Annotated in this window: 25 protein-coding genes; 17 read left to right on the top strand and 8 right to left on the bottom strand. The window is 72.6% G+C overall.

The annotated features are described in order from the left end of the window. Positions 1-169: 169 nt before the first annotated feature. Complete coding sequence (locus AC1DQF_RS00720; protein WP_477523280.1) at positions 170-514, top strand: VOC family protein; 345 nt, start codon at positions 170-172, stop codon at positions 512-514. Between the two features lie 18 nt (positions 515-532). Here the strand turns inward: AC1DQF_RS00720 and AC1DQF_RS00725 are convergent, their stop codons facing one another. Further along, complete coding sequence (locus AC1DQF_RS00725; protein ID WP_477523281.1) at positions 533-2,044, bottom strand: ATP-dependent DNA ligase; 1,512 nt, start codon at positions 2,042-2,044, stop codon at positions 533-535. Between the two features lie 91 nt (positions 2,045-2,135). On the opposite strand from AC1DQF_RS00725, the gene AC1DQF_RS00730 reads away from it, so the two are divergent. Then, a complete protein-coding gene (locus AC1DQF_RS00730) occupies positions 2,136-2,759 on the top strand; it encodes a hypothetical protein (protein WP_477523282.1) in 624 nt (207 codons plus the stop codon). Position 2,760: 1 nt separating this feature from the next. On the opposite strand, the gene AC1DQF_RS00735 is transcribed toward AC1DQF_RS00730, so the two are convergent. Next, positions 2,761-3,630 carry a tryptophan 2,3-dioxygenase gene (locus AC1DQF_RS00735; RefSeq protein ID WP_477523283.1) on the bottom strand — a complete coding sequence of 290 codons (870 nt, stop codon included), beginning with the start codon at positions 3,628-3,630 and terminating at the stop codon, positions 2,761-2,763. Between the two features lie 50 nt (positions 3,631-3,680). On the opposite strand from AC1DQF_RS00735, the gene AC1DQF_RS00740 reads away from it, so the two are divergent. The 3 genes from AC1DQF_RS00740 to AC1DQF_RS00750 all read left to right on the top strand — a co-directional run bounded on the left by AC1DQF_RS00740 (position 3,681) and on the right by AC1DQF_RS00750 (position 7,336). Beyond that, on the top strand, positions 3,681-4,634 hold the full coding sequence (locus tag AC1DQF_RS00740; RefSeq protein ID WP_477523284.1) for a DNA-3-methyladenine glycosylase family protein: 954 nt from the start codon (positions 3,681-3,683) through the stop codon (positions 4,632-4,634). An 84-nt stretch (positions 4,635-4,718) separates the two neighbouring features. Continuing rightward, positions 4,719-6,437, top strand: a complete 1,719-nt coding sequence (locus AC1DQF_RS00745) for an NAD(P)/FAD-dependent oxidoreductase (protein WP_477523285.1) — start codon at positions 4,719-4,721, stop codon at positions 6,435-6,437. Further along, positions 6,434-7,336, top strand: coding sequence for a hypothetical protein (locus AC1DQF_RS00750; protein ID WP_477523286.1), 903 nt, complete (start codon positions 6,434-6,436; stop codon positions 7,334-7,336). The genes AC1DQF_RS00745 and AC1DQF_RS00750 overlap by 4 nt, the downstream gene beginning before the upstream one ends. Here the strand turns inward: AC1DQF_RS00750 and AC1DQF_RS00755 are convergent. Next, on the bottom strand, positions 7,296-8,540 hold the full coding sequence (locus tag AC1DQF_RS00755) for a phospholipase D-like domain-containing protein (RefSeq protein WP_477523287.1): 1,245 nt from the start codon (positions 8,538-8,540) through the stop codon (positions 7,296-7,298). The genes AC1DQF_RS00750 and AC1DQF_RS00755 overlap by 41 nt on opposite strands. Positions 8,541-8,617: 77 nt before the next feature. On the opposite strand from AC1DQF_RS00755, the gene AC1DQF_RS00760 reads away from it, so the two are divergent. The 7 genes from AC1DQF_RS00760 to AC1DQF_RS00790 all read left to right on the top strand — a co-directional run bounded on the left by AC1DQF_RS00760 (position 8,618) and on the right by AC1DQF_RS00790 (position 15,815). After that, positions 8,618-9,835, top strand: coding sequence for a Kelch repeat-containing protein (locus tag AC1DQF_RS00760; protein ID WP_477523288.1), 1,218 nt, complete (start codon positions 8,618-8,620; stop codon positions 9,833-9,835). Between the two features lie 53 nt (positions 9,836-9,888). Further along, entirely contained in the window at positions 9,889-12,015 is a 2,127-nt protein-coding gene (gene uvrB / locus AC1DQF_RS00765) for an excinuclease ABC subunit UvrB (protein WP_477523289.1), read from the top strand. Further along, positions 12,015-12,380 (top strand): MmcQ/YjbR family DNA-binding protein, encoded by a 366-nt coding sequence (locus AC1DQF_RS00770; protein ID WP_477523290.1) that lies wholly within the window; start codon positions 12,015-12,017, stop codon positions 12,378-12,380. The genes uvrB and AC1DQF_RS00770 overlap by 1 nt, the downstream gene beginning before the upstream one ends. 75 nt (positions 12,381-12,455) lie before the next feature. Then, positions 12,456-12,956, top strand: a complete 501-nt coding sequence (locus AC1DQF_RS00775; protein ID WP_477523291.1) for a hypothetical protein — start codon at positions 12,456-12,458, stop codon at positions 12,954-12,956. A gap of 1 nt (position 12,957) precedes the next feature. Beyond that, positions 12,958-13,548, top strand: a complete 591-nt coding sequence (locus tag AC1DQF_RS00780) for a hypothetical protein (protein ID WP_477523292.1) — start codon at positions 12,958-12,960, stop codon at positions 13,546-13,548. 37 nt (positions 13,549-13,585) lie between these two features. Then, a complete protein-coding gene (locus tag AC1DQF_RS00785; RefSeq protein ID WP_477523293.1) occupies positions 13,586-14,563 on the top strand; it encodes an NAD(P)/FAD-dependent oxidoreductase in 978 nt (325 codons plus the stop codon). A 1-nt stretch (position 14,564) separates the two neighbouring features. Further along, positions 14,565-15,815 (top strand): NAD(P)/FAD-dependent oxidoreductase, encoded by a 1,251-nt coding sequence (locus AC1DQF_RS00790; protein ID WP_477523294.1) that lies wholly within the window; start codon positions 14,565-14,567, stop codon positions 15,813-15,815. A 29-nt stretch (positions 15,816-15,844) separates the two neighbouring features. On the opposite strand, the gene AC1DQF_RS00795 is transcribed toward AC1DQF_RS00790, so the two are convergent. After that, positions 15,845-16,435 carry a TetR family transcriptional regulator gene (locus AC1DQF_RS00795; RefSeq protein WP_477523295.1) on the bottom strand — a complete coding sequence of 197 codons (591 nt, stop codon included), beginning with the start codon at positions 16,433-16,435 and terminating at the stop codon, positions 15,845-15,847. Positions 16,436-16,482: 47 nt separating this feature from the next. Between AC1DQF_RS00795 and AC1DQF_RS00800 the strand changes: the two genes are divergently transcribed. Genes AC1DQF_RS00800 through AC1DQF_RS00810 form a run of 3 tightly spaced genes read left to right on the top strand, consistent with a single transcriptional unit; the run spans position 16,483 to position 19,562 of the window. After that, positions 16,483-17,769, top strand: coding sequence for a glycosyltransferase family 4 protein (locus AC1DQF_RS00800; RefSeq protein ID WP_477523296.1), 1,287 nt, complete (start codon positions 16,483-16,485; stop codon positions 17,767-17,769). After that, positions 17,756-18,475 carry a class I SAM-dependent methyltransferase gene (locus AC1DQF_RS00805; protein WP_477523297.1) on the top strand — a complete coding sequence of 240 codons (720 nt, stop codon included), beginning with the start codon at positions 17,756-17,758 and terminating at the stop codon, positions 18,473-18,475. Before AC1DQF_RS00800 ends, AC1DQF_RS00805 begins: the two co-directional genes overlap by 14 nt. Then, a complete protein-coding gene (locus AC1DQF_RS00810) occupies positions 18,465-19,562 on the top strand; it encodes a glucosidase family protein (RefSeq protein WP_477523298.1) in 1,098 nt (365 codons plus the stop codon). Before AC1DQF_RS00805 ends, AC1DQF_RS00810 begins: the two co-directional genes overlap by 11 nt. On the opposite strand, the gene AC1DQF_RS00815 is transcribed toward AC1DQF_RS00810, so the two are convergent. Beyond that, positions 19,533-20,240, bottom strand: coding sequence for a class I SAM-dependent methyltransferase (locus AC1DQF_RS00815; protein ID WP_477523299.1), 708 nt, complete (start codon positions 20,238-20,240; stop codon positions 19,533-19,535). The genes AC1DQF_RS00810 and AC1DQF_RS00815 overlap by 30 nt on opposite strands. Positions 20,241-20,260: 20 nt before the next feature. Between AC1DQF_RS00815 and AC1DQF_RS00820 the strand changes: the two genes are divergently transcribed. Next, positions 20,261-21,301 carry a S66 family peptidase gene (locus tag AC1DQF_RS00820; protein WP_477523300.1) on the top strand — a complete coding sequence of 347 codons (1,041 nt, stop codon included), beginning with the start codon at positions 20,261-20,263 and terminating at the stop codon, positions 21,299-21,301. Between the two features lie 86 nt (positions 21,302-21,387). Beyond that, on the top strand, positions 21,388-21,723 hold the full coding sequence (locus AC1DQF_RS00825; protein WP_477523301.1) for a VOC family protein: 336 nt from the start codon (positions 21,388-21,390) through the stop codon (positions 21,721-21,723). Here AC1DQF_RS00825 and AC1DQF_RS00830 read toward each other — a convergent pair. The 3 genes from AC1DQF_RS00830 to AC1DQF_RS00840 form a co-directional block, all read right to left on the bottom strand. After that, complete coding sequence (locus AC1DQF_RS00830) at positions 21,713-23,014, bottom strand: alpha/beta hydrolase fold domain-containing protein (RefSeq protein WP_477523302.1); 1,302 nt, start codon at positions 23,012-23,014, stop codon at positions 21,713-21,715. The two genes, AC1DQF_RS00825 and AC1DQF_RS00830, sit on opposite strands and share 11 nt — an antisense overlap. A gap of 64 nt (positions 23,015-23,078) precedes the next feature. Continuing rightward, positions 23,079-23,597, bottom strand: coding sequence for a P-loop nucleotide/nucleoside kinase family protein (locus tag AC1DQF_RS00835; protein ID WP_477523303.1), 519 nt, complete (start codon positions 23,595-23,597; stop codon positions 23,079-23,081). A 10-nt stretch (positions 23,598-23,607) separates the two neighbouring features. Further along, the gene (locus tag AC1DQF_RS00840; protein ID WP_477523304.1) at positions 23,608-24,336 is read right to left on the bottom strand and encodes a dienelactone hydrolase family protein; all 729 of its coding nucleotides are present in this window, start codon (positions 24,334-24,336) and stop codon (positions 23,608-23,610) included. Positions 24,337-24,353: the final 17 nt, after the last annotated feature.

Raw genomic sequence — 24,353 nt, forward strand, 5'->3', positions numbered from 1 at the left:
CACGTCCCCCATGTCTTGGGTGCTTCCGGGCGGAAGCAACCCGGCCAAGGGTGGCACAGCGACCGCGCTGCAGCGGGTCTGCGACGTGGTGGCGTGTCGAGTCCGGGACGATCGCCGCCCCCACCGAAAATGACTGTGCCCGACGTTCCTGGACGTCTAGGTTCGCCCGGTGGCCTTGCAATGGGAACAGGTGATCGTCCATTCGACGGATCCGGCGACTCTGGGGCAGTGGTGGGCCGACGCGCTCGGCTGGGTGGTCGTCCACTCCTCCGCTGACGAGTTCGAGATACGCCCCGAGCCGGACCAGATGCCGGGGTTGGACTTCGTCCGGCTCGATGAGGGCAGGACGGCCAAGAGCCGACTGCACCTCGACTTCCGGCCTGACGACCAGGCGGCCGAGGTGGCTCGTCTGCTCGCTCATGGTGCACGGCGGGTGGACATCGGCCAGGGGGACCGACCGTGGGTCGTGCTGGCCGACCCCGAGGGCAACGAGTTCTGCGTCCTGGGTGAGTGAGAGGCCTGCGTGCCGCTCCTAGACCAGGTGCCGGCGCACGTCCTCGATGGTGTCCGCCTCGTGTGCCTGCTTGTCCTCGCGGTAGCGCAGGACCCGCGCGAAGCGCAGGGCCACGCCGCCGGGGTAGCGGGTCGAGCGCTGGAGGCCGTCGAAGGCGACCTCCACGACCTGTTCGGGGCGGACGTGGACGACATACGCGCTGCGGTCCGTCGGTGAGGTGGCCAGCTCGGTGAAGCGCTCGGTCTGCCAGGCGAGCATCTCGTCGGTCATGCCCTTGAAGGTCTTGCCCAGCATCACGAAGCCTCCCTCCGGGTCCCGGGCGCCGAGGTGGATGTTGGACAACCAGCCCTGTCTGCGACCGCTGCCCCACTCCACGGCGAGCACCACCAGGTCGAGGGTGTGGACCGGCTTGACCTTGACCCACCCGGCCCCGCGGCGACCGGCTTCGTAGCGGGCGTCGAGGTCCTTCACAACCACCCCCTCGTGCCCGGCGGCGAGCGTGGCGTCGACGAACTCCTGGGCGGCCGCGACGTCGTCGGTCACCAGCCGGCCGACCCGGTGCTGCTCGGGGACCAGGCCGTCGAGGATGGCCAGGCGCACGTGGCCGGGCTCGTCGAGGAGGTCGCGGCCGTCGACGTGCAGGACGTCGAAGAAGTACGGCGCGACGACGCCTCCGCCCGCCTGCGCGGTGCGTGACGACGTCTCCTGGAACGGTCGCGGGCGACCGTCGTCGGCCAGCACCAGCGCCTCGCCGTCGAGGACGAAGCGCTCGGCGTGCAGCGACCGGGCGATCTCCACGACCTCGGGCAGTCGACCGGTGATGTCGTCGAGGCTGCGGGTCACCACGAGCACGTCGTCGCCGTCGCGGTGCACCTGGATGCGGATGCCGTCCAGCTTGGCGTCGATCGCGACCGGTGCGCCGCGCATCTTGTCCAGGGCCGCGGCCACGTCGGGGGCGCTCGAGGCCAGCATGGGCAGCACGGGTCGGCCCACCTCGAGGCCGATGGCGGCCAGAGCCGTCTCGCCGCCGTGGAAGGCGGCGACGGCCGCGGCGAGGGTGCTGCCGGCGAGCATCGCGCCGCGGCGTACGGCGGGCAACGGGACCTCGGCGACGGCGGCGACGGCCTCCTGGACCTGCGCGTCGAGCGCGCCCTGCCGGACCTCGCCGGTGACGAGGCCGCGAAGCCACGCCTGCTCGTCGCTCGTCGCACGACCGAAGAGGTCCGCGACAGCCGCCTTGCGGAGGGCCTGGGACCCCGCGCCGGAGATCCGGCTGATCTCCTCGAAGGCCAGGTGCACCTCGCTCACCGTCAGCGTCGGCTCGTCCGCAGGCGCCGGGAGGTCGCTGACCCCCCGCCAGCCCAGTCCGGTGCGCCGCTGGCGCAGGGTGCCGCCGAGGTAGGCGACCACGGTCTCGAGCTCGTCCGGCTCGGCGCGCCGGAGGGCGGCCGCCAGCGACTCGGTCTTGGCCTTGCGGGAGCGGGTGGCACTCACGGCCTGCGAGGTGGCGACGAGGTCGGCGAGGAGCATGCGCCCATCCTGCCCTCGACCACCGACAGCGGGGCTCACCGGCGGGGGCCGTCCGGTCGGGGTGGTCAGGTGGACTGGCACGATGCGGCACGTGTGGGGGAGACGACCGAGGGTCCGCGAGCGTTTCACCGGCAGGATCGCCGGTGTCGGCAGCACGAGCGGCGTGCGCGTCGTGGTCGGACGCTGGGACGACGGGCCGTGGGGGTCGTTCGCCGACCTGATGGTGGAGGACGCCTCGGGTCACCGGGTGCTGGTCGCTCCCGACGCGCGGACGCGGGACTTCGTGTCGGCGACCTACACCTTCGACGAGGTCGTCATCGCGTCCGTCGAGGTCCGCGACACCCCCGCCGGGTGGCGGGTGGAGTGCGGGCCGCTGACGCTGGAGCTGACGCTCGGTGGTCGGACCCCGGTCGGGCGACTGCTGCGCCTGGTGCCGCGCCGGCTGGCCACGGCACCTGCGTGGTGCACGCTCGTGGACCCGGTGGCCCGGATGGCGATGCGTGGCGTCCGCACCCGCGGGACCGCCGGACAGGGACGTCGGGAGTGGTACGGCGCCACCTCGGCGCACGCCGTGACCGCCCTCGCCGGGACGTGGCGGGGCGCGGACCTGGGGGAGCTGGCACCCGTCGAGCCGCCCTGCCGCTTCGGCTTCTCCTCGACGCCGCGAGCGCCCTCGGTCACCGCCGTGGTGACGACGATCGAGCGGGCCGGCTAGGTCACTCCCCGACGCGGGTGCGCACCGCGAACAGCTCGGGGAAGAACGTCAGGTCCAGCGCCCGGCGCAGGAAGTCGACGCCGCTCGAGCCACCGGTGCCGATCTTGTGGCCGATGGTCCGCTGCACGACCTGGAGGTGACGGAAGCGCCACTGCTGGAAGTTGTCCTCGACGTCGACCAGCTCCTCGCACGTCTCGTAGATGCCCCAGTGCTCGGACGGAGCGGCGTACACCGTCGCGAAGACGTCGACGAGCCCGGGGGAGAGGGCGTGCGCGACGGTGACGTCGCGGTCCAGGACGTCGGCCGGCACGGCGTACCCCTGGCGGGCGAGCAGGCGGAGGAACTCGTCGTAGAGCGACGGCTCGGCGAGCAGCTCCGACAGCGCGGCCTGTGCCCCCGGGTCGTGGCCGAAGACGCGGACCATGTCGGCGTCCTTGTTGCCGAGCAGGAACTCGACCTCGCGGTACTGCGCGGACTGGAAGCCCGAGGAGGTGGCCAGGAAGGGCCGGATCTCGGCGTACTCGCTCGGGGTGAGCGTGGCCAGCACGGCCCACTGGTCGGTCAGCACCCGCTGGATGTGCTTGACCCGCGCGAGCCGCTTGAGCGCCGGGGCGAGGTCGTCGGAGGCCAGCAGGTCCCGCGCGGAACGCAGCTCGTGGACCATCAGCTTGAGCCACAGCTCGCTCGTCTGGTGCTGGACGATGAAGAGCAGCTCGTCGTGCTGCGGCGGGTCGCTCTGGGGCCGCTGCGCGGCGAGGAGCAGGTCGAGGCGCAGGTAGTCGCCGTAGGACATCTGGCTGCTGAAGTCGCGCTCGATGGTCGGCTCGATCTCGCGCTTGTTGTCGGCCCGGCCGGCGTCGGATTCACCCATGGCAGGACCGTAGCGCTCGCCGGGTCGGTGCGGTCGTCTACCGTCGCGGTGTGGGTGAGGCACTGACGAGGGAGTGGCGGCCGGACTGGCCGTGCGCCGCGGCGTCGGTCCTCGGCCAGCAGCGCCGTGGCGCCGGCGATCCCACCCAGCGAACCGACCTGCGCGGCCGCGTCTGGCGCGCGACCCGCACCCCGGACGGTCCCGCGACCCTGTGCGTGGAGGCCCGTCCTGCCGACGGCCTGGTGGTCGGAACGGCGTGGGGTCCGGGCGCGTCGTGGGTCCTGGACACCATGCCCTCGCTGCTCGGTGCGGCCGACGACCCGCAGGGGTTCGAGCCCCTCCACCCGGCCGTGGCCGAGGGGTGGCGCCGGCAGCAGCACTGGCGTCTCGGGGCCAGCCGACGGGTGATGGAGGCCCTGGTGCCCTCGATCCTGGAGCAGAAGGTGACCGGCAAGCAGGCCTTCGGGGCGTTCCGCCAGCTGGTGCTGCGCCACGGCGAGCCCGCCCCCGGGCCCGCGGACGTCGTCGGTGAGCTGCGCCTGCACGTGCAGCCCGACCCGGCCACCCTGGCTGCCATCCCGTCGTGGGAGTGGCTGCGGCTGGGGGTGGAGCCCTTCCAGTCCCGCGCGCTGGTGACCGTCTGCCGGGTCGCCCCCTCCCTCGAGCGGCTCGTCGACGCGCCGCCCGAGGAGTTCGACCGTCGGCTCCGGTCGGTGCGGGGGATCGGCGTGTGGACCAGCGCCGAGGTGCGCCAGCGGGCGCTGGGCGACCCGGACGCGGTGAGCTTCGGCGACTACCACCTGGCCAACCACGTGGGCTGGGCGCTCTTCGGCCACGACATCACCGACGAGGAGATGGCCGTGGCGCTGGAGCCCTACCGGCCGCAGCGGGGACGGGCGGCCGCGCTGGCCTGCGCCGGCGGGCAGACGCGGCCGCGACGGGGGCCGCGGATGAGCTTGCCGACCCATCTGCCGACCCGGGCCACCGGGCGTCGTACGCACTGACGACCCCCAGAAATGGGGTCGCGCCCACCCCGGGGGTCGCGCGTAGCGTCGAGGCCACCACTGGAGGTGCGGGGAGGGGCGGCCATGGACGACGTCGACCCTGTCCTGCTGCTTGCCACCACGGACCCCGCGTCGCGCGACGTGATCGGCTCGGAGCTGCGCAGGCGCTACGGCGGCGACTACGAGGTCGTCGTGTGCGCCGACTACGCACACGCGCGTGCGGTGCTCGAGGGGCTGCGCCGGTGGGGGCGCCAGGTGGCCCTGGTCATCGCCTGCTACGGACCGGGCGACCGGGAAGGCATCGGCTTCCTGAGACGTGCCTACGCCCTGCACCCGGCCGCCAAGCGGGTCGTCGCCGCGGTCTGGGGGGACTTCGCGAGCACGTCCACGGTGTTCTCGGCCATCGCCCAGGGGCATGCCGAGCTGCTCGTGCTCCGGCCCGAGCGGCGCCGGGACGAGGAGTTCCACGGCGCCCTCGTCGACGCCCTCGACGACTGGCACCTTGCCCAGGGGATCGGCTTCGAGGCGGTGCGGCTCATCGGCGAGCAGCGCGACGAGCGCACCCACTCCCTGCGCGACTCCTTCGGCCGCAACCACATCCCCCTCGCGTTCCACGACGCCGGCACCGAGGTGGGCCAGCGGATGCTGGCCGACCTGGGGCTCGAGGACCCGGCGCTGCCGGTGGTCGTCCTCGCCTTCACCTCCCCGCCGACGACCCTGGTCGCGCCCACCGACCTGGAGATCGCCGATGCCTTCGGCCTCACCCGACCGCCGCCGGCCGACCACGTCTACGACGTCGTGGTCGTCGGAGCCGGGCCGAGCGGCCTGGCCGCGGCCGTCTACGCGTCCTCGGAGGGGCTCTCCACGCTGGTGATCGAGCAGCTGGCGGTGGGCGGGCAGGCCGGCACGTCCTCGCTGATCCGCAACTATCCCGGATTCTCGCGGGGCGTCAGCGGCGCGCACCTGGCCTACCGCTCCTTCCAGCAGGCGTGGGCCTTCGGGACGGAGTACTCCTTCATGCGTGAGGTCCAGGGCCTGGGCGCCGAGGGTGAGGTGCGCACGGTCTCGATGTCCGACGGCAGCGTCGTCCGGGGGCGGAGCGTGGTCGTCGCCACCGGGGTCGACTACCGCCGGCTCGACGTCCCCGAGCTCGAGGCGCTCCTGGGCCGTGGCGTCTACTACGGTGCCGCCGTCTCGGAGGCCCCGTCGATGACGGGCCACGACGTGTACGTCGTGGGCGGGGGCAACTCGGCCGGCCAGGCGGCGCTGCACCTCGCCCGCTACGCCCGCCAGGTGACGCTGCTGGTCCGGGGACCGTCGCTGGCCGCGAGCATGTCGGACTACCTCATCGCCCAGCTGGAGGCGACCCGCAACGTCTCGATCCGCTACCGGTCGGCCGTCCGCGGCGGTCGCGCGGCCGACGGCTGCCTGGCCGGCCTGACCCTCGGGGACCCGCGCGGGGGCGAGACGGAGGAGGTGCCGGCGGCAGGGCTCTTCGTGCTCATCGGGTCGATGCCGCGGACCTCCTGGCTGCCCGAGGAGGTCATGCGCGACGAGGCCGGCTTCGTGCGCACCGGACCCGACACCGCCACGGGCGCGACGGCGTCGGGCGATGGCAGGCTGCCGCTGGAGACCAGCCTGCCCGGGGTCTTCGCCGTCGGTGACGTGCGCGCCGGCTCGATCAAGCGGGTGGCCACCGCCGTGGGCGACGGCGCCACGGTGATCGCGCTCCTCCACGGCTACCTGGCAGCGCACCCCGTGGCCCCACCGGCGGTCACCGCCCCGACGGGGGAGGGACCGTGACCGGCCGCGACCTCGCCGTCGTCCGGCCGATGCGGGTGATCCTGGTGGTGGCCGCGGTCCTCGTCTTCCTGGCCGGCCTCCAGCTCACCGTCTTCCCGCTGCGCACCGCCGACTGGTTCGCCTGGACGATCGAGGTGCCGATGACCGCGGTCTTCCTCGGGGCCGCGTACTGGTCGAGCGCGGTGCTCGAGATCGCCGGGGCCCGGGCGGCGGGGTGGGGCACGGCGCGGCTCACCGTGTGGACGGTGCTGGTCTTCACCTCTCTCACGCTCGTGGTGACCCTCGTCCACATCGACGCGTTCCACCTCGGTCCCGGCTTCGCCACCAGCGCCCGGCTCGTGACCTGGGGCTGGTTGGCGATCTACGCCGGCGTGCCGGTGGCGATGCTCATCGCCCTCGCGCTGCAGGCGACCTCGCGGATCCCCGGCCCCCGGTCGGCGCTGCACCCCCTGCCCCGGGGCCTGCGGGTGCTGCTCGTCGTCCTGGCCGCCGCGCTGCTCGCAGGCGGGGTGGCCCTGCTGCTGGCACCGGGCTGGGCCGCGGACGGATGGCCGTGGCCGCTCACCGACCTGACGGCCCGAGCGGTGGGTGCGTGGCTGGTCGGCCTGGGCTGGGCCGCCGCCCATGCCTTCCTGATCGACGACGTGGACCGGGTGCAGCCGCTCGGCCTCACCGGCGTCGCGTTCCTCGTCCTGGAGACGGTCGCCCTGCTCCGGTACGGCGACGCGCTGGACTGGACGGGCGGGCCCGGCGTGGCCTTCGTCCTCGGCCTCGCCGGGATCGGTGCCGCCGGGGCCTGGATCCTGGTGCTCGGCCGGCGCGGGCGGCGTACGGCAGGGGGAGCGAGCCCCGGCGGAGTCAGAGCAGGGGACGCAGCGGTGCGAGGACGTACTCGGTGAACTTGCGGTGCAGGTCCCGCGCCTCCCACTCGCCGATCGTCAGCTCCAGCGAGTTGGACTGGTCGGTCAGGAAGATCTCCTCGAGCACGGACGCCATCGACTCGTCGATGATCTCGACGTTGATCTCGTAGTTGCCCTGGAGGCTGAGCCGGTCGACGTTCGCGGTGCCGACGGTGGACCAGTTGCCGTCGATGGTGGAGGTCTTGGCGTGCACCATCGCGTCGCGGAAGCGCAGGATGCGCACGCCGGCGTGCAGGAGCTGGCCGAAGTAGCCGCGCGAGATCCAGTCCGCCACGATGTGGTTGGACTTCAGCGGCAGCAGCAGGCGCACGTCGACACCCCGGCGCGCGGCGTCCCGGAGGGCGTCCACGAAGTCCTGGTCGGGGATGAAGTAGGCGTGCGTCATCCAGACGTTGCGGGTGGCGCGGTTGATCGCGTCGAGGTACATCGAGCGGATCGGGAAGACCCACAGCCGCGGCACGTTGCGCGCGAAGCGGATCCGCGGCTCCCAGACCGACGCCGTCTCCAGCAGCAGCGGGCGCTCCGAGCGGCCGATGCGCTTGCGGCGGTTGAGGTTCCAGAAGTCGGCGAAGGCGCGCTTGAGGTCCCACACCCCGGGGCCGGTGATCCGGACGTGGGTGTCGCGCCACTCGGTGGCGTACGCGGTGCCGATGTTGTAGCCGCCGACGAAGCCGACCTCCTCGTCCACGACGAGGATCTTGCGGTGGTCCCGGCCGTAGCGCCGCAGGTCCCAGAAGCGGAGGCCGGCCGAGTAGATCGGGTAGCGCAGCACCTTGAGCGACGCCGGGAAGCGTCGGAAGCGCGGCGACACGACGAGGTTGGCGAAGCCGTCGTAGATGCAGTAGACCTCGACCCCCCGGTCGGCGGCCGCGACCAGGGCGGCCTTGAAGCGCTCCCCGACCTCGTCGCCCTTCCAGATGTAGGTCTCGAAGAGCACCTGCTTCTGCGCGCCCTCGATCGCCGCGAGCATGTCGTCGTAGAGGTCCTGGCCGAAGGTGTACGTCGTGAACGTGCCCTCGCCGACCTCCACGGTCTGGGGCGGCGTGACCGGGAACGGCTTGGGCTTCTTGCCCCGGCGTCGGTAGGAGTCCACGAGCGAGAGCGCGATGGCGAGGAGCACCTGGAACCCGAAGATCGACAGCAGCGTCCGGCGGACGACGGTCAGCACTCGGGCGGCAGTCACGGGGACAATCTAGCGACGGCGGGGCAACGGGGTCGCGGCGCACGGAACTGCCCCGCCGCCGACGTCGTCGGAGGGATGTGGTCCTTCCTCGATCCGTCGCCCCGGCGCTCCTGGCCCTCCTCCTGCCGTCCCTCCTGGTCGCGTGCGGGTCCGGCACCCTGGAGGCGCCCGAGCCGGGCACCGGGTCCGGGCACGGAGAGGGATGGACCCGACTCCCCGATCCGCCGCTCAGCCCGCGCGACCACGCCGTCACGGTGGGAGTGGGGGACCGGATGCTGGTCGTCGGGGGGTGGGAGCTCCTGTGCCCGCCCAACGCCGACTGCGTGACACCGGAGGATCCCCTCCTCGACGACGGTGCCGTCTACGACGCGGGTCTCGACCACTGGACCCCCATCGCGGCCGCGCCCTTCGGTGTCCGCCGCCATGACCGCGCCGCCGTCGCGGTCGGCGGCTCCGCGTTCCTGCTGGACGGGTGTGCGTCCGGGCCCTGCTGCGACGCCCCGGCGCGACTGCTCGAGTACGACCTGGACCGGGACCGGTGGATCGACCACGGCACCGTGCCCGGACCGACCAACGACTACTCGATGCTCGTGGCGGTGGGCGACACCGTGCTCGTGCACTCGTCCAGCGACGAGCAGGGCGCGTCGGTGGACGCCCGCTACGACCCGGCGACGCGGACCTGGGAGGCCCTGCCCGCGGACCCCCTGCCGCCGGTCTTCGATCGCTTCGTGGTGCCGGTGGGCGAGTCCTTGGTGGTGGTCGGGTCCTCGAGGGCCGACCTGGACGCGGGCCGCGACGCCCGCAAGCACGCGGCCCGCCTCGACCTGGGACCGATGCGCTGGACCCGCCTCCCGGACGCGCCGGGGGCGGGCTACCAGCTGCTCGCGAGCGAGCGCGGGCCGCTGCTCAACGGGCACTTCCTCGAGTCACCGGGGTGGCTGCTCGACCCGGTGACGTGGACCTGGTCCGCCCTTCCCGAGCAGTCGCCGCGGCAGCAGGACCTGGTGGGCGTCCTGGGCCGGGACGGGGCGACGTACGACATCTCGAACAGCGTGGGCCAGATGGCCTCGCAGCAGCGCCTGCACGTGTACGACAGCGCCGCCGACGCCTACGTCACAGTGCCGCCCCTCGAGGGCCGCGAGGACGTGTACGACGACTCGAGCGCGGCCCTGGGGCGCGCCCTGTTCGTGTTCGGCGGCCAGCGGTGGCCGGGCCAGTCCTTCCCGGAGCGCGAGCCCGGGGCGACGGGCGAGCTGGTGGGCGACGCGTGGCTCTGGACCCCGCCGGAGGGGTGAGCGGGGCTCGCGCTGCGGATGCCGTTGTCGGTGCCCGGTCGTAGGCTCGACGCATGCGTCCAGTCACAGACCTCGAGCGCCGCGTCGCCCCCTTCAAGGTCGTCTCCGACTACCAGCCGTCCGGCGACCAGCCGGCGGCCATCGAGGAGATCACGCAGCGCATCCAGGGCGGCGAGGAGGACATCGTGCTGCTGGGTGCCACCGGCACCGGCAAGACGGCCACCGTCGCGTGGGTGGCCGAGCAGCTCCAGCGGCCGATGCTGGTGCTCCAGCCCAACAAGACGCTGGCCGCGCAGTTCGCCAACGAGCTGCGCCAGCTCTTCCCGGACAACGCCGTGGAGTACTTCGTCTCCTACTACGACTACTACCAGCCCGAGGCCTACGTCCCCCAGACGGACACCTACATCGAGAAGGACTCCTCGATCAACGAGGAGGTCGAGCGCCTGCGGCACAGCGCGACCAACAGCCTGCTGACCCGGCGCGACGTCATCGTGGTCAGCACGGTGTCCTGCATCTACGGCCTCGGCACCCCCCAGGAGTACGTCGACCGGATGCTGCGACTGCGCGTCGGCGAGGAGCACGACCGCGACTCGATCCTGCGCCGTCTCGTCGAGATCCAGTACACGCGCAACGACATGGCGTTCACGCGCGGCACGTTCCGGGTCCGTGGCGACACCCTCGAGATCTTCCCGGTCTACGAGGAGCTCGCCGTCCGGATCGAGTTCTTCGGCGACGAGGTCGAGCGGTTGATGACCCTGCACCCGGTCACCGGCGAGGTCATCACCGAGGACCAGGAGCTGCACGTCTTCCCGGCCACCCACTACGTCGCGGGTCCGGAGCGGATGGAGCGGGCGATCAAGGGCATCGAGCTCGAGCTGGAGGACCAGCTGGCCACCTTCGAGCGGCAGGGCAAGCTGCTCGAGGCCCAGCGGCTGCGGATGCGCACGACGTACGACGTCGAGATGATGCGGCAGGTGGGCTCCTGCTCCGGCATCGAGAACTACTCGATGCACATGGACGGTCGCTCCCGCGGGTCGGCGCCCAACACGCTGCTCGACTACTTCGCGGAGGACTACGTCCTCGTCGTCGACGAGTCGCACGTCGCGGTGCCCCAGATCGGCGGCATGTACGAGGGCGACATGTCCCGCAAGCGCAACCTCGTCGACCACGGTTTCCGGCTGCCCAGCGCGATGGACAACCGTCCGCTGCGGTGGGAGGAGTTCCTGGAGCGGATCGGCCAGACGATCTACCTGTCGGCCACGCCCGGCAACTACGAGCTCGACAAGGTCGGCGGCGTCGACAACACGGTCCAGCAGATCATCCGCCCGACCGGCCTCATCGACCCCGAGGTCGTGGTGAAGCCGACCAAGGGCCAGATCGACGACCTCATCCACGAGATCCGCACCCGTTCGGAGAAGGAGGAGCGGGTCCTCGTCACCACCTTGACCAAGAAGATGTCCGAGGACCTCACCGACTACCTCCTCGACGCCGGCATCCGCACCCGCTACCTGCACTCCGAGGTCGACACCCTCAAGCGCATCGAGCTGCTGCGTGACCTGCGGCTCGGGGAGTACGACGTCCTCGTCGGCATCAACCTGCTCCGGGAGGGCCTCGACCTGCCCGAGGTCTCGCTGGTGGCGATCCTCGACGCCGACAAGGAGGGCTTCCTGCGCTCCGACAAGTCGCTCATTCAGACGATCGGTCGCGCGGCCCGCAACGTCTCCGGCCAGGTCCACATGTATGCCGACAAGATCACTCCCTCCATGGAGTCGGCCATCGACGAGACCAACCGGCGCCGCCAGATCCAGGTCGACTACAACACCGAGCACGGCATCGACCCCACGCCGCTGCGCAAGAAGATCGCCGACATCACCGAGATGCTGGCCCGCGAGGACGAGAACACCCAGGAGCTGCTCCAGACCTGGGCCGACGTGGGCCAGAAGGGCCGCGCAGGAGGGGTCAAGGCCAAGTCCCCGACCCCGTCGCTGTCCAAGCTGCACTCCGACCTCCCCGACACCGCCGGGATCCCGTCGAGCGACCTCGCCGAGCTCATCCAGGGCCTGACCGAGCAGATGAAGACTGCGGCCGCCGAGCTCCAGTTCGAGGTGGCCGCCCGCCTCCGCGACGAGATCAACGAGCTCAAGAAGGAGCTGCGCCAGATGATGGAAGCCACGAAGTAGTGGATCCGGCCGACCTCGAGGCCCACTGCGCCGCCAAGCCGGGCGCGTGGGCGGACAACCCGTGGGGACACGAGCTGCCGGTCTACAAGGTGGGCGCGGGGGAGCGCGGCAAGATCTTCGCGTTCCTGGGCCGGCACAGCGTCGGGATCAAGGCGGCCACCACCCGCGAGGTCGCGGACGAGTGGCTCGACCGCTATCCGGCCGATGCCTCCGTGATGGCCTACATCGGCCGGAGCGGGTGGAACGACCTGTCCCTGGTCGGCACCATCCCCGACGACGAGCTGCGCGAGGCCGTCGACGAGTCCTACCGGCTGGTGGTCTCCAGGCTGCCGGCGAAGGTCCGCCCCGATGGCTGGGACGACTGACTCGGTCCGGCGCCACCCGTTCTGCCATCCCACCTGCCACGATGCGTGCATGACCCGAACGACGAGCGGCGACGCGTGAGCGCACGCGTCAACGTCGGGCTCGCGGTGCTGGTCCTCGTCCTGGCCGCCGTGCTGGTGACGCCTGCCCTGCGCGAGCGGGACGCCCCTGCCCCCGTCGGGGCGGGCACGGTGGCCGCCGCGCAGGACGCCGCCACCCGCGCCGCGGCCGGGCAGGTCCGGTCCTTCCTCGACATCGACCACACGGAGATCGACGCCCAGGTGGAACTGATGCTGAAGGCGACCACCCCGCGGTTCCGGCGTCAGTTCGCGCCGCAGCTGAGGACGATCAGGGCCGAGACCCGGCGCCGGGAGTCCTCGGCCGACGTCACACTGCTCCGGGTCGGGCTCAGCAGCTGGACCGAGCGGACCGCGACCGCACTGGTCGCCGCGGACACCGAGGTCACCAGCGAGGCGGCCGGCGGCACGGAGCGGCGTACCGTCCCGTGGCGCATCGAGGTCGACCTCGTCGAGGACGGGGGCCGTTGGCTCACCGACGGCCTGAGGTTCGTGAACTGACGTGCCGGACGAGACATCCCCGCCCCCCGCGGACGACGCCGTGGAGCGCTCCGCGCTGGACGACGCCGTGGAGCGCTCCGCGCTCGCGAGCCCGTGGCTGACCGCCGTGCTCGCGATCACCGCCGCGGTCCTCGCCGCGCTGGTGATCCTCCAGGTTCCGGACGCCCGGGAGTCCTCCGACCCGCGGTCCGCGACCGCGCCGGCGCTCACCGACGCCGGCGCGCGGGCCCGGCTGCTCGACGTGGCGGCCCGGGCCGGGGAGCGGGTGCTGACCTACCACCACGACTCCTTCGACGGCGACGTCGCCGCCACCCGGGAGGGGATGACGCCCGCGTTCGCCGATCAGTACACCGCCGCCATGCAGCGGGTGCGCGCCGACACCGTCCGGGACCGGATCGACCAGGAGACCACCGCCGTGTCCTCGGCCGTGGTGTCCGCGACCGACTCCCGCGCCGAGGTGCTGGTCTTCGCCAACCAGGCGACCACCTCGGGCGCGACCGGCGCCCGTCGCGTCCAGCGCAACCGGCTCGTCGTCACGCTGGTCCGCCAGGACGGCCGATGGACCGTGGCAGGGGTCAGCGCGCTCGGCTAGGTTGTCAGCGTCCTGACGGCGACGAAGGAGTGACCGGGTGCCCGAGGTCGATCTGCTCATCATCGGAGCGGGCCCCACCGGGCTCTACGCCGCCTACTACGCGGGATTCCGCGGCCTGAGCGTGGCGGTGGTCGACTCCCTGCCCGAGCTCGGCGGCCAGATCACCGCCATGTACCCGGAGAAGGCGATCCTCGACGTCGCCGGCTTCCCGACGATCAAGGGCCGGGACCTCGTCGAGGGACTCGTGGCCCAGGCCGCCACCGCCGACCCGCAGTACTTCCTCGACCGGACGGCCCTGACGCTGACGCACGGCGAGGGGCACGTCGTGGTCGGGCTCGACGACGGCACCGAGATCAGCGCCGGCGCGCTGCTCGTGACCGCCGGGATCGGCAAGTTCAGCCCCCGCCCGCTGCCGGCGGCGGACGGCTGGGTCGGGCGCGGCGTCGAGTTCTTCGTGCCCTCCTTCGCGCCGTACGCCGGCAAGGACGTGGTCATCGTCGGCGGCGGCGACAGCGCCTTCGACTGGGCCCAGCACCTCGAGCCGATGGCCCACTCGGTCACCCTCGTCCACCGCCGCGACGCCTTCCGGGCCCACGAGCGCACGGTGAAGGCCGTGAGCGACTCCAGCGTCGACATCATCACCAAGGCCCAGGTCACCGCGCTGCGCGGCGGGGCGGGGGACGCCGGGCACGTCACGGAGGTCGAGATCACCGTGGACGGGCAGGACCCCGTCGTCCGCCCCGCCCAGGCCGTCGTGGCCGCCCTGGGATTCGTGGCCGACCTCGGCGCCCTCCAGACCTGGGGCCTCGAGACCGACAAGCGGCACGTCGTGGTCGACAGCGCGATGCGCACCACCGTGGAGCGGGTCTTTGCCGCCGGCGACATCACCGAGTACCCCGGCAAGGTCCGCCTCATCGCCGTCGGCTTCGGCGAGGCCGCGACAGCGGTCAACAACGCGGCCGTGGCGATCGACCCGACGGCCCACGTCTTCCCCGGCCACTCGAGCGAGGCCTGAGATGGCCGCGCGCGTCGCCGTCGTCGGAGCCGGGATCGTCGGGCTCTCCACCGCCTGGTTCCTCCAGGAGCACGACGTCCACGTCACGGTGTACGACCGCCAGCACGTCGCGGCGGGCTCCTCGTGGGGGAACGCCGGGTGGCTCAACCCCTCGATGACCGCGCCGCTGCCCGAGCCGTCGGTCCTGCGCTACGGGGTGCGAGCGGTGCTCAACCCCTCCTCGCCGGTCTACGTCCCGCTGCGTCCCGACCCGCAGCTGCTGCGGTTCCTGACCGGGTTCGCGCGCCACAGCACCGCTCGCCGGTGGGCCACCGGGATGCGTGCCTACGCGCCGGTCAACCGAGCCGCGGTGGCCGCCTTCCACGAGCTCACCGATGCCGACGTCGACGCGCGGACCTACCCGGCGGACCCGTTCCTCGCCTGCTTCCGCACGCCGCAGGAGAGCGCGGGACTGCGCGAGGAGCTCGAGGACATCCGGGCGTCCGGCCAGGACGTGGGGTACGACGTCCTGACCGGGGCCGAGGCCCGCGCAGCGGAGCCGACCCTGTCCGATGCGATCGGTTGCGCGCTACGGCTCCACGACCAGCACTACATCAACCCTCCGGTGTTCCTCGCGGCCCTCGCCGACGCCGTCCGGCGCCGCGGTGGGCGCATCGTCGAGGGCGCCACCGTCACGGACGTGCGCGACGGTGCGGGCGGCGCTGTCCTCAGCACCGAGGGGCAGGCCGGCGAGTCGTTCGACCAGGTGGTGCTCGCCCACGGAGCCTGGCTGGGTGGCCTGGCACGCCGGTTCGGGGTGCGGCAACCGATCCAGGCGGGTCGCGGCTACTCGTTCAGCGTCTCCGGAGACAGGCTGCCGCGCGCGCCGCTCTACTTCCCGAGCCAACGCGTTGCGTGCACCCCCCTGACGACGCCCGAGGGGACTCGGCTCCGCGTCGCCGGGACGATGGAGTTCCGCGCCCCCGACGCGGCAGCGGACCCCCGTCGCATCGACGCGATCGTCGAGGCCGCCCGTCCGCTGCTGCGGGGGGTGGACCTCGACGACCGACGCGACGAGTGGGTCGGCTCGCGACCGTGCACCGTCGACGGCCTGCCGCTGATCGGCCCGACCAGCTCACCTCGCGTGTTCGTGGCCGGGGGCCACGCCATGTCGGGGATCTTCCTCGGTCCGATCACGGGCAAGCTGCTGGCGCAGGGGATCGTCAGCGGCATCACCCCGCCCGAGCTGGTGCCCTTCGACCCGCTGCGCTGACGGCGGGGGACGTACGGCGCACCCGACCCTCAGCGCAGGATGAGCCGGACCGCCCGCTCCAGGTGCGCGGAGGTCTCCTCGGCGGTGTTGCGACCGGTCACCCAGGCCATCAGCGAGGCCAGCCACACGTCCCCGACGACCCGGGCGATCGCCAGCTCCTCGTCGGTGGGGGCGCCCTGCGTCACGGCGTCCGACCGCATGGCGCGGGTGAGGATCCGGACGAGCAGCGCACCCACGGCGTTGATCTCGTGACGGGCCGACCGGTCGGCGAACATGAACGCCCGGGTGAGGGCCTCGGTGAGGTGCTGGTCGTCCTGGAGGCCGCGGGTCATGGTGCGCAGCACGTGGACCACGCGGTCCGACGGGGTGTCGCCGGGGACCGGGTGGCTGGCCATCGACGCGTCGGCACGCTCGAACTCCCGCGCCAGGGCGGAGACGAGCAGGTGGATCTTGGACGGGAAGTACCGGTAGAGCGTGCCGAGGGCGACGTCCGCCTGCTCGGCCACCGCGCGCATCTGGACGGCCTCGAAGCCGCCGCGCGAGGCGAGGGCGATCGTGGCGTCCAGGATGCGGGTACGTCGCTCTCGCTGGACGGGCGATGTCGGGTCGTCGTTGGCCACGTACGCCATGATAGGAACACGTTCCACTTCGAGAAAGGTCGCAGCACGTGCGCATCGCCATGCTGTCCTACCGCAGCAAGCCCCACTGTGGCGGCCAGGGGATCTATGTCCGGCACCTGAGCCGCGAGCTCGTCCGGCTCGGTCACGAGGTCGAGGTCTTCTCGGGCCAGCCCTACCCCGACCTCGACGAGGGTGTGCGGCTGACCAAGGTGCCGAGCCTCGACCTCTACCGCGAGCCCGACCCGTTCCGGACGCCGCGCCCCAGCGAGATCCGCGACCTGATCGACGTCGAGGAGGTCCTCACCATGTGGACCGCCGGCTTCCCGGAGCCCAAGACGTTCTCCCGCCGCGTGGCCCGCGTGCTCCGGGAGCGGCTCGACGACTTCGACGTCGCCCACGACAACCAGGTCCTCGGCTACGGCATGCTCGACATCGAGAAGATGGGGCTGCCGCTCCTCACCACGATCCACCACCCGATCACCTTCGACCGCCGCATCGACATCGCCGCCGCCCCCACCCTGCGCAAGAAGCTGAGCCTGCGCCGCTGGTACGGCTTCTTGAAGATGCAGGCCGCGGTGGCCAGGCAGGCCCGCACGATCGTCACGCCCTCGGACACCTCCGCCCGCGACATCGCCCGCGACTTCGGGGTCGACCCCGCGCGGATGCGTACGGTGCTGCTCGGCGTCGACGAGTGCTTCGTGCCGCCCACGACACCGCGCGTCCCCGGCCGGATCCTGGCCATGGCCAGCGCCGACGCCCCGATGAAGGGCATCGCGACCCTCCTCGAGGCCTTCGCCAAGCTCCGCACCGAGCGCGACGTCTCCCTGGTCCTGGTCACCCGGCCCGAGCCCGGTGGGCGCACCGAGAAGCTCATCGACCGGCTCGGGATCGCCGACTCGGTCACCTTCGTCAACGGGGTGAGCGACGCCGAGCTGGTCGAGGTCATGGGGTCGGCCGAGGTGGCCTGCGTCCCGTCCCTCTACGAGGGATTCTCCCTGCCCACCGCCGAGCTGATGGCGTGCGAGACCCCGCTGGTGGCCTCGCGTGCCGGGGCGATCCCCGAGGTCGTCGGCGAGGACGGCGAGTGTGCGGTGCTCGTCGAGCCCGGCGACGTCGGCGAGCTGGAGCTGGCGCTGTCGGCCCTGCTCGACGATCCCGAGCGCCGCGAGCGGCTGGGGAGGGCGGGCCGCCGCCGCGTGCAGCAGCTCTTCACCTGGCGCGCGGTGGCCGAGGCCACCGCCGCGGCGTACGAGGACACCATCGCCAGCTACCGTGCCGACCAGGCCACCACCCCGTCCGACACCGTCCAGGAGGACCACCGTGCTGACCGTTGACTTCGACCGACTCGGGCTCCGTCCGGGGGAGCGCGTGCTCGACATGGGCTGCGGAGCCGGTCGCCACGCGTTCGAGATGTACAAGCGCGGCGCCGACGTCATCGCCTTCGACCAGGACGCCGACGAGCTGGCCACCGTGCGCGAGTGGTTCGCCGCGATGCGCGACGCCGGCGAGGTGCCGGCCGGTGCCGAGGCCGACGTCAAGGAGGGCGACGCACTGTCGCTGCCCTTCGCCGACGGCGAGTTCGACCGGGTCGTGGCCGCCGAGGTGCTGGAGCACATCCCGGCCGACATCCAGGCCATCCACGAGCTCGTGCGGGTGCTGCGACCCGGCGGCACGCTCGCGGTCAGCGTGCCGCGGTGGTTCCCCGAGATCGTCAACTGGAAGCTGTCCGAGGACTACCACAACACCCCCGGCGGCCACATCCGGATCTACACCGACAAGGAGCTCGTCGACAAGGTCACGAAGGCCGGGATGGACTTCGAGGGCAAGGACTACGCCCACGGCCTGCACGCGCCGTACTGGTGGATCAAGTGCGCCGTCGGCGTCCGCAACGACGACCACCCGCTCGCCAAGGCGTACCACCGGCTCCTGGTCTGGGAGATCATGAAGAACCCGAAGGCGCTCCGGGTCGCCGGCAAGGTGCTCGACCCGGTCATCGGCAAGAGCATGGTGCTCTACTTCCGCAAGCCCGATGCAGGCTGAGGCGGCTCACCCCGACGTCCTGACCGCGGCCGAGGTCCGGCAGACTGCCGCCTCCATCGCGGCGATGCAGGAGCCGGACGGCGCGATCCCGTGGACGGTCGGCGAGCACACCGACGTCTGGAACCACGTCGAGGCGGCGATGGCCCTCGTCGTGGGTGGGGAGGTCGAGGCGGCCGAGCGCGCCTACGACTGGGCGGCGCGCACCCAGCGCCCCGACGGCTCGTGGCCGATGAAGCTCGTCGCGGGTGAGGTCGAGGACCACAGCGGCGAGACCAACATGTCGGCGTACCTCGCCGTCGGGGTCTGGCACCACTGGCTGGTACGCCGCGACGAGGGCTTCGTGCGTCGGATGTGGCCGGTCGTGCAGCGTGGCCTCGACTGGGTGGTGGGCATGCAGCTGCCGTTCGGCGGCATCGCGTGGTCGCAGGAGTGGCGCGACGGGCGTCCCGACCGGATCAACCCCGACGCCCTGCTGGCCGGCTCCTCCAGCATCTACCAGAGCCTGCGCGCCGGGGTGGCGATCGCGGAGCTCCTCGACGAGCCGCAGCCCGGCTGGGAGCTGGCCGGCGGTCGCCTCGGCCACGCGCTGCGCCGGCACCGCGACCTGTTCCTCGACAAGTCCGAGTTCTCGATGGACTGGTACTACCCGGTGCTGGGCGGCGCGGTCCGCGGCGATGCCGGTCGCGCCCTCATCGCGGAGCGCTGGGACACCTTCGTCGAGCCCGGCCTGGGCATCCGGTGCGTCTCCGGCAACCCGTGGGTCACCGGCGCCGAGACCTGCGAGCTGGTGATGGCCCTGGACGCCCTCGGGGACCGGCCCCAGGCCCTGCGGCTGTTGGCCGACATGCAGCACCTGCGTGCCGAGGAGGGCCGGTACTGGACCGGCTACGTGTTTCCCGACGACGTCAACTGGCCGGTCGAGCACACCACCTACACCGCCGCGGCGGTCCTGCTGGCCGTCGACGCCCTGTCCGCCGAGAGCCCCGGCTCCGACATCATGCGGGGCACCTCGCTGGCGCCCGACTTCGCCGAGCTGGCCCTGGAGTGCGGCTGCGAGTCAACGGACCGGGTCGCCGGCGTCTCCTGAGGTCCGCCGCAGGACCCGCACCGACCCGAGCGCCTCGACCTCGACGAAGTCGCCGCTCTCGAGCGCGCGCAGGAACACGTGGTACGGCGGGCGACCGCCGTCGGCCGGGTCGGGGAAGACATCGTGGATCACCAGCAGCCCGCCGGCCATCAGCCACGGCGCCCATCCGGTGTAGTCGTTCTGCGCGTGCTCCTCGGCGTGCCCGCCGTCGATGAAGAGCATCGACAGGGGAGTGCGCCACAGGGCGCTGACGGCCGTCGAGCGCCCGATGACCGGGACCACCTGGTCCTCGAGGCCGGCCCGCTCGATCGTCCGGCGGAACACGGGCAGGGTGTCCATCCGACCGGACTCCGCGTCGACGAGGCTCGTGTCGTGGTGCTCCCAGCCGGCCTGGTTCTCCTCGGACCCGCGGTGGTGGTCGACGGTGACGACCACGCCTCCCACCTCACGGGCCGCGGCCCCGAGGTAGATCGCGGACTTGCCGCAGTACGTGCCGACCTCCAGCACCGGACCGTGCGGCAGCCGCTCGCGGGCCACCCGGTGCAGCAGCAGGCCCTCGTCGTCGGGCATGAAGCCCTTCGCCGCCCGCGCATGGGCCAGCAGGTCGGCCGGCATGCCGTGCGGGTCAGGAGACGCGGTCGCGGACGGGTCCTCGGGGGTGCTCACGCGGTCGCTCACACGGGGAGACACTAGTGCGCATGAGCCATCCCGTGATCCTGCCCCCGCCCGTTCTGCCCGGAGGCCGCGTGGCGATCCTGTCCCCGTCCTGGTGCGCTCCCGCGCACTTCCCGGCGGTCCACGAGCAGGCGCTCCAGCGGGTCCGCGACCTGGGCCTCGAGCCGGTGGAGTACCCCACCACGCGGCGGCAGGGGTCGCCGTACGAGCGGGCCGAGGACCTGATGACCGCCTTCGAGGACCCGGAGATCAGCGCCGTGATGGCGACCATCGGCGGCGACGACCAGGTGACCGTGCTGCGTCACCTCGACGCCGCGCGGATGACGGCCGTCCCCACGCGCTTCCTGGGCTACAGCGACAACACGCACCTCGCCAACTGGCTCTGGGACCACGGCATCGGGTCCGTGTACGGCGGCTCGACGCAGGTGCACCTCGGGCCCGGCCCGGTGGTCGACCCGCTCCACCTGGCCTCGCTGCGGGCGGCCCTTTTCGGTGGCACCCACGAGGTCCACCCGGTCCCGCGCACCTTCGACGTGGGCCTGCGGTGGGACACGCCGGAGGCACTCACCGAGTCGCCGCCGGACGTGCCGGCCGAGCCGTGGACCTGGGCGGGGCCGGCCTCCCGGGTCACCGGACGGACCTGGGGCGGGTGCATCGAGTCGGTGGCCGAGACCATGCAGGTCGGTCGTTGGATGATGCCCGGCGAGTCGTACGCCGGGTCGGTGCTGCTGCTCGAGCCGTCCGAGGAGCGCCCCGCCCCCGAGGAGTGCTTCCGCATCCTGCGGGCCCTGGGAGAGCGCGGCATCCTCGGCGTCGTCGCCGCCCTGCTGTGGGCCAGGCCCCCGGTCGGCGACCACGACCACACGCCCGGGCCGGAGCAGGCCTCGGCCCGTCGCGCCGAGTACCGCGAGGCGGTGCTGAGGGCGGCGTCCGACTACGCGCCGGACCTGCTGGTCGTGATGGACGTCGACTTCGGGCACACCTCGCCACAGGTGGTGCTGCCGTACGGCGGCGAGGTCACCGTGGACGCCCCGCAGCGCCGGATCGTCGCGGACTTCGGCTGACCTGTCACACCGGCGCGCGCCGGCTCGTCAACTCCACGAGACGCCAGCCCAGCACCGGGGAGACCCGGTCGGACCCAGGAGGAACCATGACCGTCAGCTCCATCGTCATCCCCGTGAAGGACGTCGCCGCAGCGACTGCCTTCTACCGCACCGCCTTCGGCGCCGAGCCGCACACGGAGACCCCCTACTACGTCGGCTTCAACCTCGACGGCCTCGAGATCGGCCTCAACCCGAACGGCCACGCCTCCGGCATGGTCGGACCGACCGCCTACCACGCCACCGACGACGTCGAAGCGAGCGTCGCGACGCTGGTCGAGGCCGGCGGCACCGTGGTCTCCCCGGCCACCAGCGTGGGCGGGCAGACCGTGGTGGCCATCGTGGCGGACGCCGACGGCAACCACGTGGGCCTGATCAGCGCGTAGCCGGGTCGACCTGGTCGTCGGTGCCGGGCTCCTCGCCCGGCGCCGCGCCGGCGTCGACCGCGCGGCCCTGGCGCCACGAGTTCCAGTGCCAGGTGAGGTAGCGGTCGATGGCGCGGACCACGTGGGCGGAGCGGATCGAGGGGAACGTGTCGAACGCGTGCTGGGCGCCGGGCAGCTCGGCGTACACCACGGAGCGCTTCGAGACCCCGCGCAGCTCGTCGACGAACGCCCGGGCCTGGCCCACGTCGACGAGGGTGTCGCTACTGCCGTGGATGACGAAGAAGTCGGGCTCGTCGCCGTCGAGCCGCAGGATGGGGGAGGCGGCCTCGAACAGCTCCGGGTCCTTCTCCCACGTCGTCTGCAGGACCCGCGGCGCCAGGAAGTCGTCGCGCATCCCGACCGCGCTGCGCAGGCCGGTCGAGCCGGCGAAGTCGTAGACCCCGTAGTGCGGGACGGCCGCCTGCACAGAGGTGTCGGCCTCCTCGAAGCCGGGCTGCCACTCCCGCTCGTTGGGGGTCACCGCGGCCAGCGCGGCCAGGTGCCCGCCGGCGGAGCCGCCGGTGATGACCAGGTAGTCGGGGTCGCCGCCGTACTCGCCGATGTGCTCCTTGATCCACGCGATGGCGCGCTTGACGTCGACCACGTGGTCCGGGAACGCAGCCCGCGGAGAGAGGCGGTAGTTGATGGCGACGCAGACCCAGCCCCGCGCCGCCATGTGCTGCATGAGCGGGATGGCCTGGTGGTCCTTGCGACCGGTCATCCACGCGCCTCCGTGCACCTGGAGGAGCACCGGGGCGTCGGCCAGCTGTCCCTCGGCGGGACGGTAGATGTCGAGCAGGCCCCGCCGTCCGTAGGTCGAGTAGGCGATGTCCTTGTCGACGCGGACCCGTGGGTCGGCCATCCGGAACGGGTTCACGAGCGAGCGCCACGGGGTGGCCAGCTCGGCCGGCGTGGGCGGCGCGTCCAGCTGCTCGACGTACTCCACCCCGAGTCCCTCGACGAGTGCCTCGTCCACGTGGCGCCGGGCCTGCTGGCTCTGCCGCACGAGGTGGGCGAGGCCCAGCGCGCTGGCGGCCGCGAGCACGAGACCGATCCGGCTGCGGGGGCCCCGGCGAAGGGGGGACAGGTGGATCGCCGCGTCCGCCGCGGTGAGGGCCAGCACCTGCGGTGCCAGCTCGCCGTACATCCAGCCGGCCGCGAAGGCGGGGATCCCGGCCCGCCGGCCGGTCAGCGGACGCAGGGCGTTGGCGGTGAGGGCCGCGACCACGACCTGACGGCGGAGGAAGTTCACGTCCCCATGGTATCGGGCGCGGTAGAACCTGTTCTCATCATGAGACCGAGGGCACAGGACCGGGTCACGGTCGGGATCGGCCGGCCAGCTCGCCGGCGATCGTGGCCACGGCCTCGTCCGTCTCCGGCTCGCCGGCCGTGTCCAAGACCGTGGTCGGCACCGGCCACGGCGTCCACGCCGCGCGCAGTGCCTGCACCCGCTCCCAGGGCACCTCGCGGAGCTCGTGCTCGCGCGTCTCGAGCCGCTGGCGGTGGAGGTCCTCGTCGCTGCACCGCACCTCGATCACGACGAGCGGCCGGTCGTGCCGGGCCGCGAGGTCCACCCACGCCTGACGGGCCTCGGGGTGGGCGTTGACCGCGTCGGCGACAACCGTGTGCCCCAGGGCCAGCTGGACGCCCACGACCCGGTTGGCCACGGCGTACGCCGCCAGGCCGACGGGCTGCGCCGGATCGACGCCGGCGTCGTGCAGCCCGCGCTCGATGGTGTCCACGGAGACCACTGCGCACGCGAGCTCGCGGCCCAGGACGGTGGCCACCCGCGTCTTGCCGCTCCCGGGCAGCCCGGACAGCACGACCAGGGTCACGACCCGGACCTCAGCGCAGGTGCTCGGCGAAGAACGTGAGCACGGCGTCGACGCCCTCCTGTTGACGGTGCGCGGTCACGGTCGAGTGCCCCTTGCCCTCGAACTCGACGCGGATGAAGGCGTCCCCTAGCTCGCGGGTGAGGGTGTCGAAGCGCTTCCCGACGGCCGGGTCGGACCGGTAGCGGAGCCCCATCACCTGCTGACCGGCGGCGCACCGCCCCTTGACGACGTCGAGGTCACCGGGGGAGAGGTTGACGTCGGCGGCCCGCTTGGCACCCACGGCGAACGGGGTGCTGGGCTGGCACAGCACGGGGGCGGCGACGGCGGGGTCGACCGCCATCGCGAGCGCGAAGCCGCCGGTGAAGCACATGCCCAGCGCGCCGACACCGGGCCCGCCGAGCTCGGAGTGCAGGTCGCGGGCCAGCGAGCGCAGCCAGCCGGCGACCGGGGTGGTCTCTCCGGTGCGGAGCCTGGTGAACTCGCGGCTCACGCACACCCGCCCGATCGACGACGCCATCGTGCGCGGCGACATCGGTGCGCCATCGGTGCCGAAGAGGCTCGGCATCACCACCGTGAAGCCGGCGTCCACGACCTCCTCGCCGAACGTGGCGACCTCGGGCGTGAGGCCCGGGATCTCGTGGATCACGATGACTCCCGGTCCCGTCCCCCTGCGGTACGTCGGGTGGGTGACGCCGTCGTGGGTGTGCGAGCCGCGGGTCCAGCCGTCCGGGAAGGTCATGTGGGCCAGTGTGACGC

Source organism: Nocardioides sp. P4_G4, assembly GCF_056401085.1.

Coding starts and splice junctions, on each gene's coding strand:
- AC1DQF_RS00725 (WP_477523281.1), bottom strand. CDS start 2,044: ATGCTCCTCGCCGACCTCGTCGCCACCTCGCAGGCCGTGAGTGCCACC.
- AC1DQF_RS00735 (WP_477523283.1), bottom strand. CDS start 3,630: ATGGGTGAATCCGACGCCGGCCGGGCCGACAACAAGCGCGAGATCGAG.
- AC1DQF_RS00745 (WP_477523285.1), top strand. CDS start 4,719: ATGGACGACGTCGACCCTGTCCTGCTGCTTGCCACCACGGACCCCGCG.
- uvrB (WP_477523289.1), top strand. CDS start 9,889: ATGCGTCCAGTCACAGACCTCGAGCGCCGCGTCGCCCCCTTCAAGGTC.
- AC1DQF_RS00790 (WP_477523294.1), top strand. CDS start 14,565: ATGGCCGCGCGCGTCGCCGTCGTCGGAGCCGGGATCGTCGGGCTCTCC.
- AC1DQF_RS00810 (WP_477523298.1), top strand. CDS start 18,465: ATGCAGGCTGAGGCGGCTCACCCCGACGTCCTGACCGCGGCCGAGGTC.
- AC1DQF_RS00820 (WP_477523300.1), top strand. CDS start 20,261: ATGAGCCATCCCGTGATCCTGCCCCCGCCCGTTCTGCCCGGAGGCCGC.
- AC1DQF_RS00825 (WP_477523301.1), top strand. CDS start 21,388: ATGACCGTCAGCTCCATCGTCATCCCCGTGAAGGACGTCGCCGCAGCG.
- AC1DQF_RS00840 (WP_477523304.1), bottom strand. CDS start 24,336: ATGACCTTCCCGGACGGCTGGACCCGCGGCTCGCACACCCACGACGGC.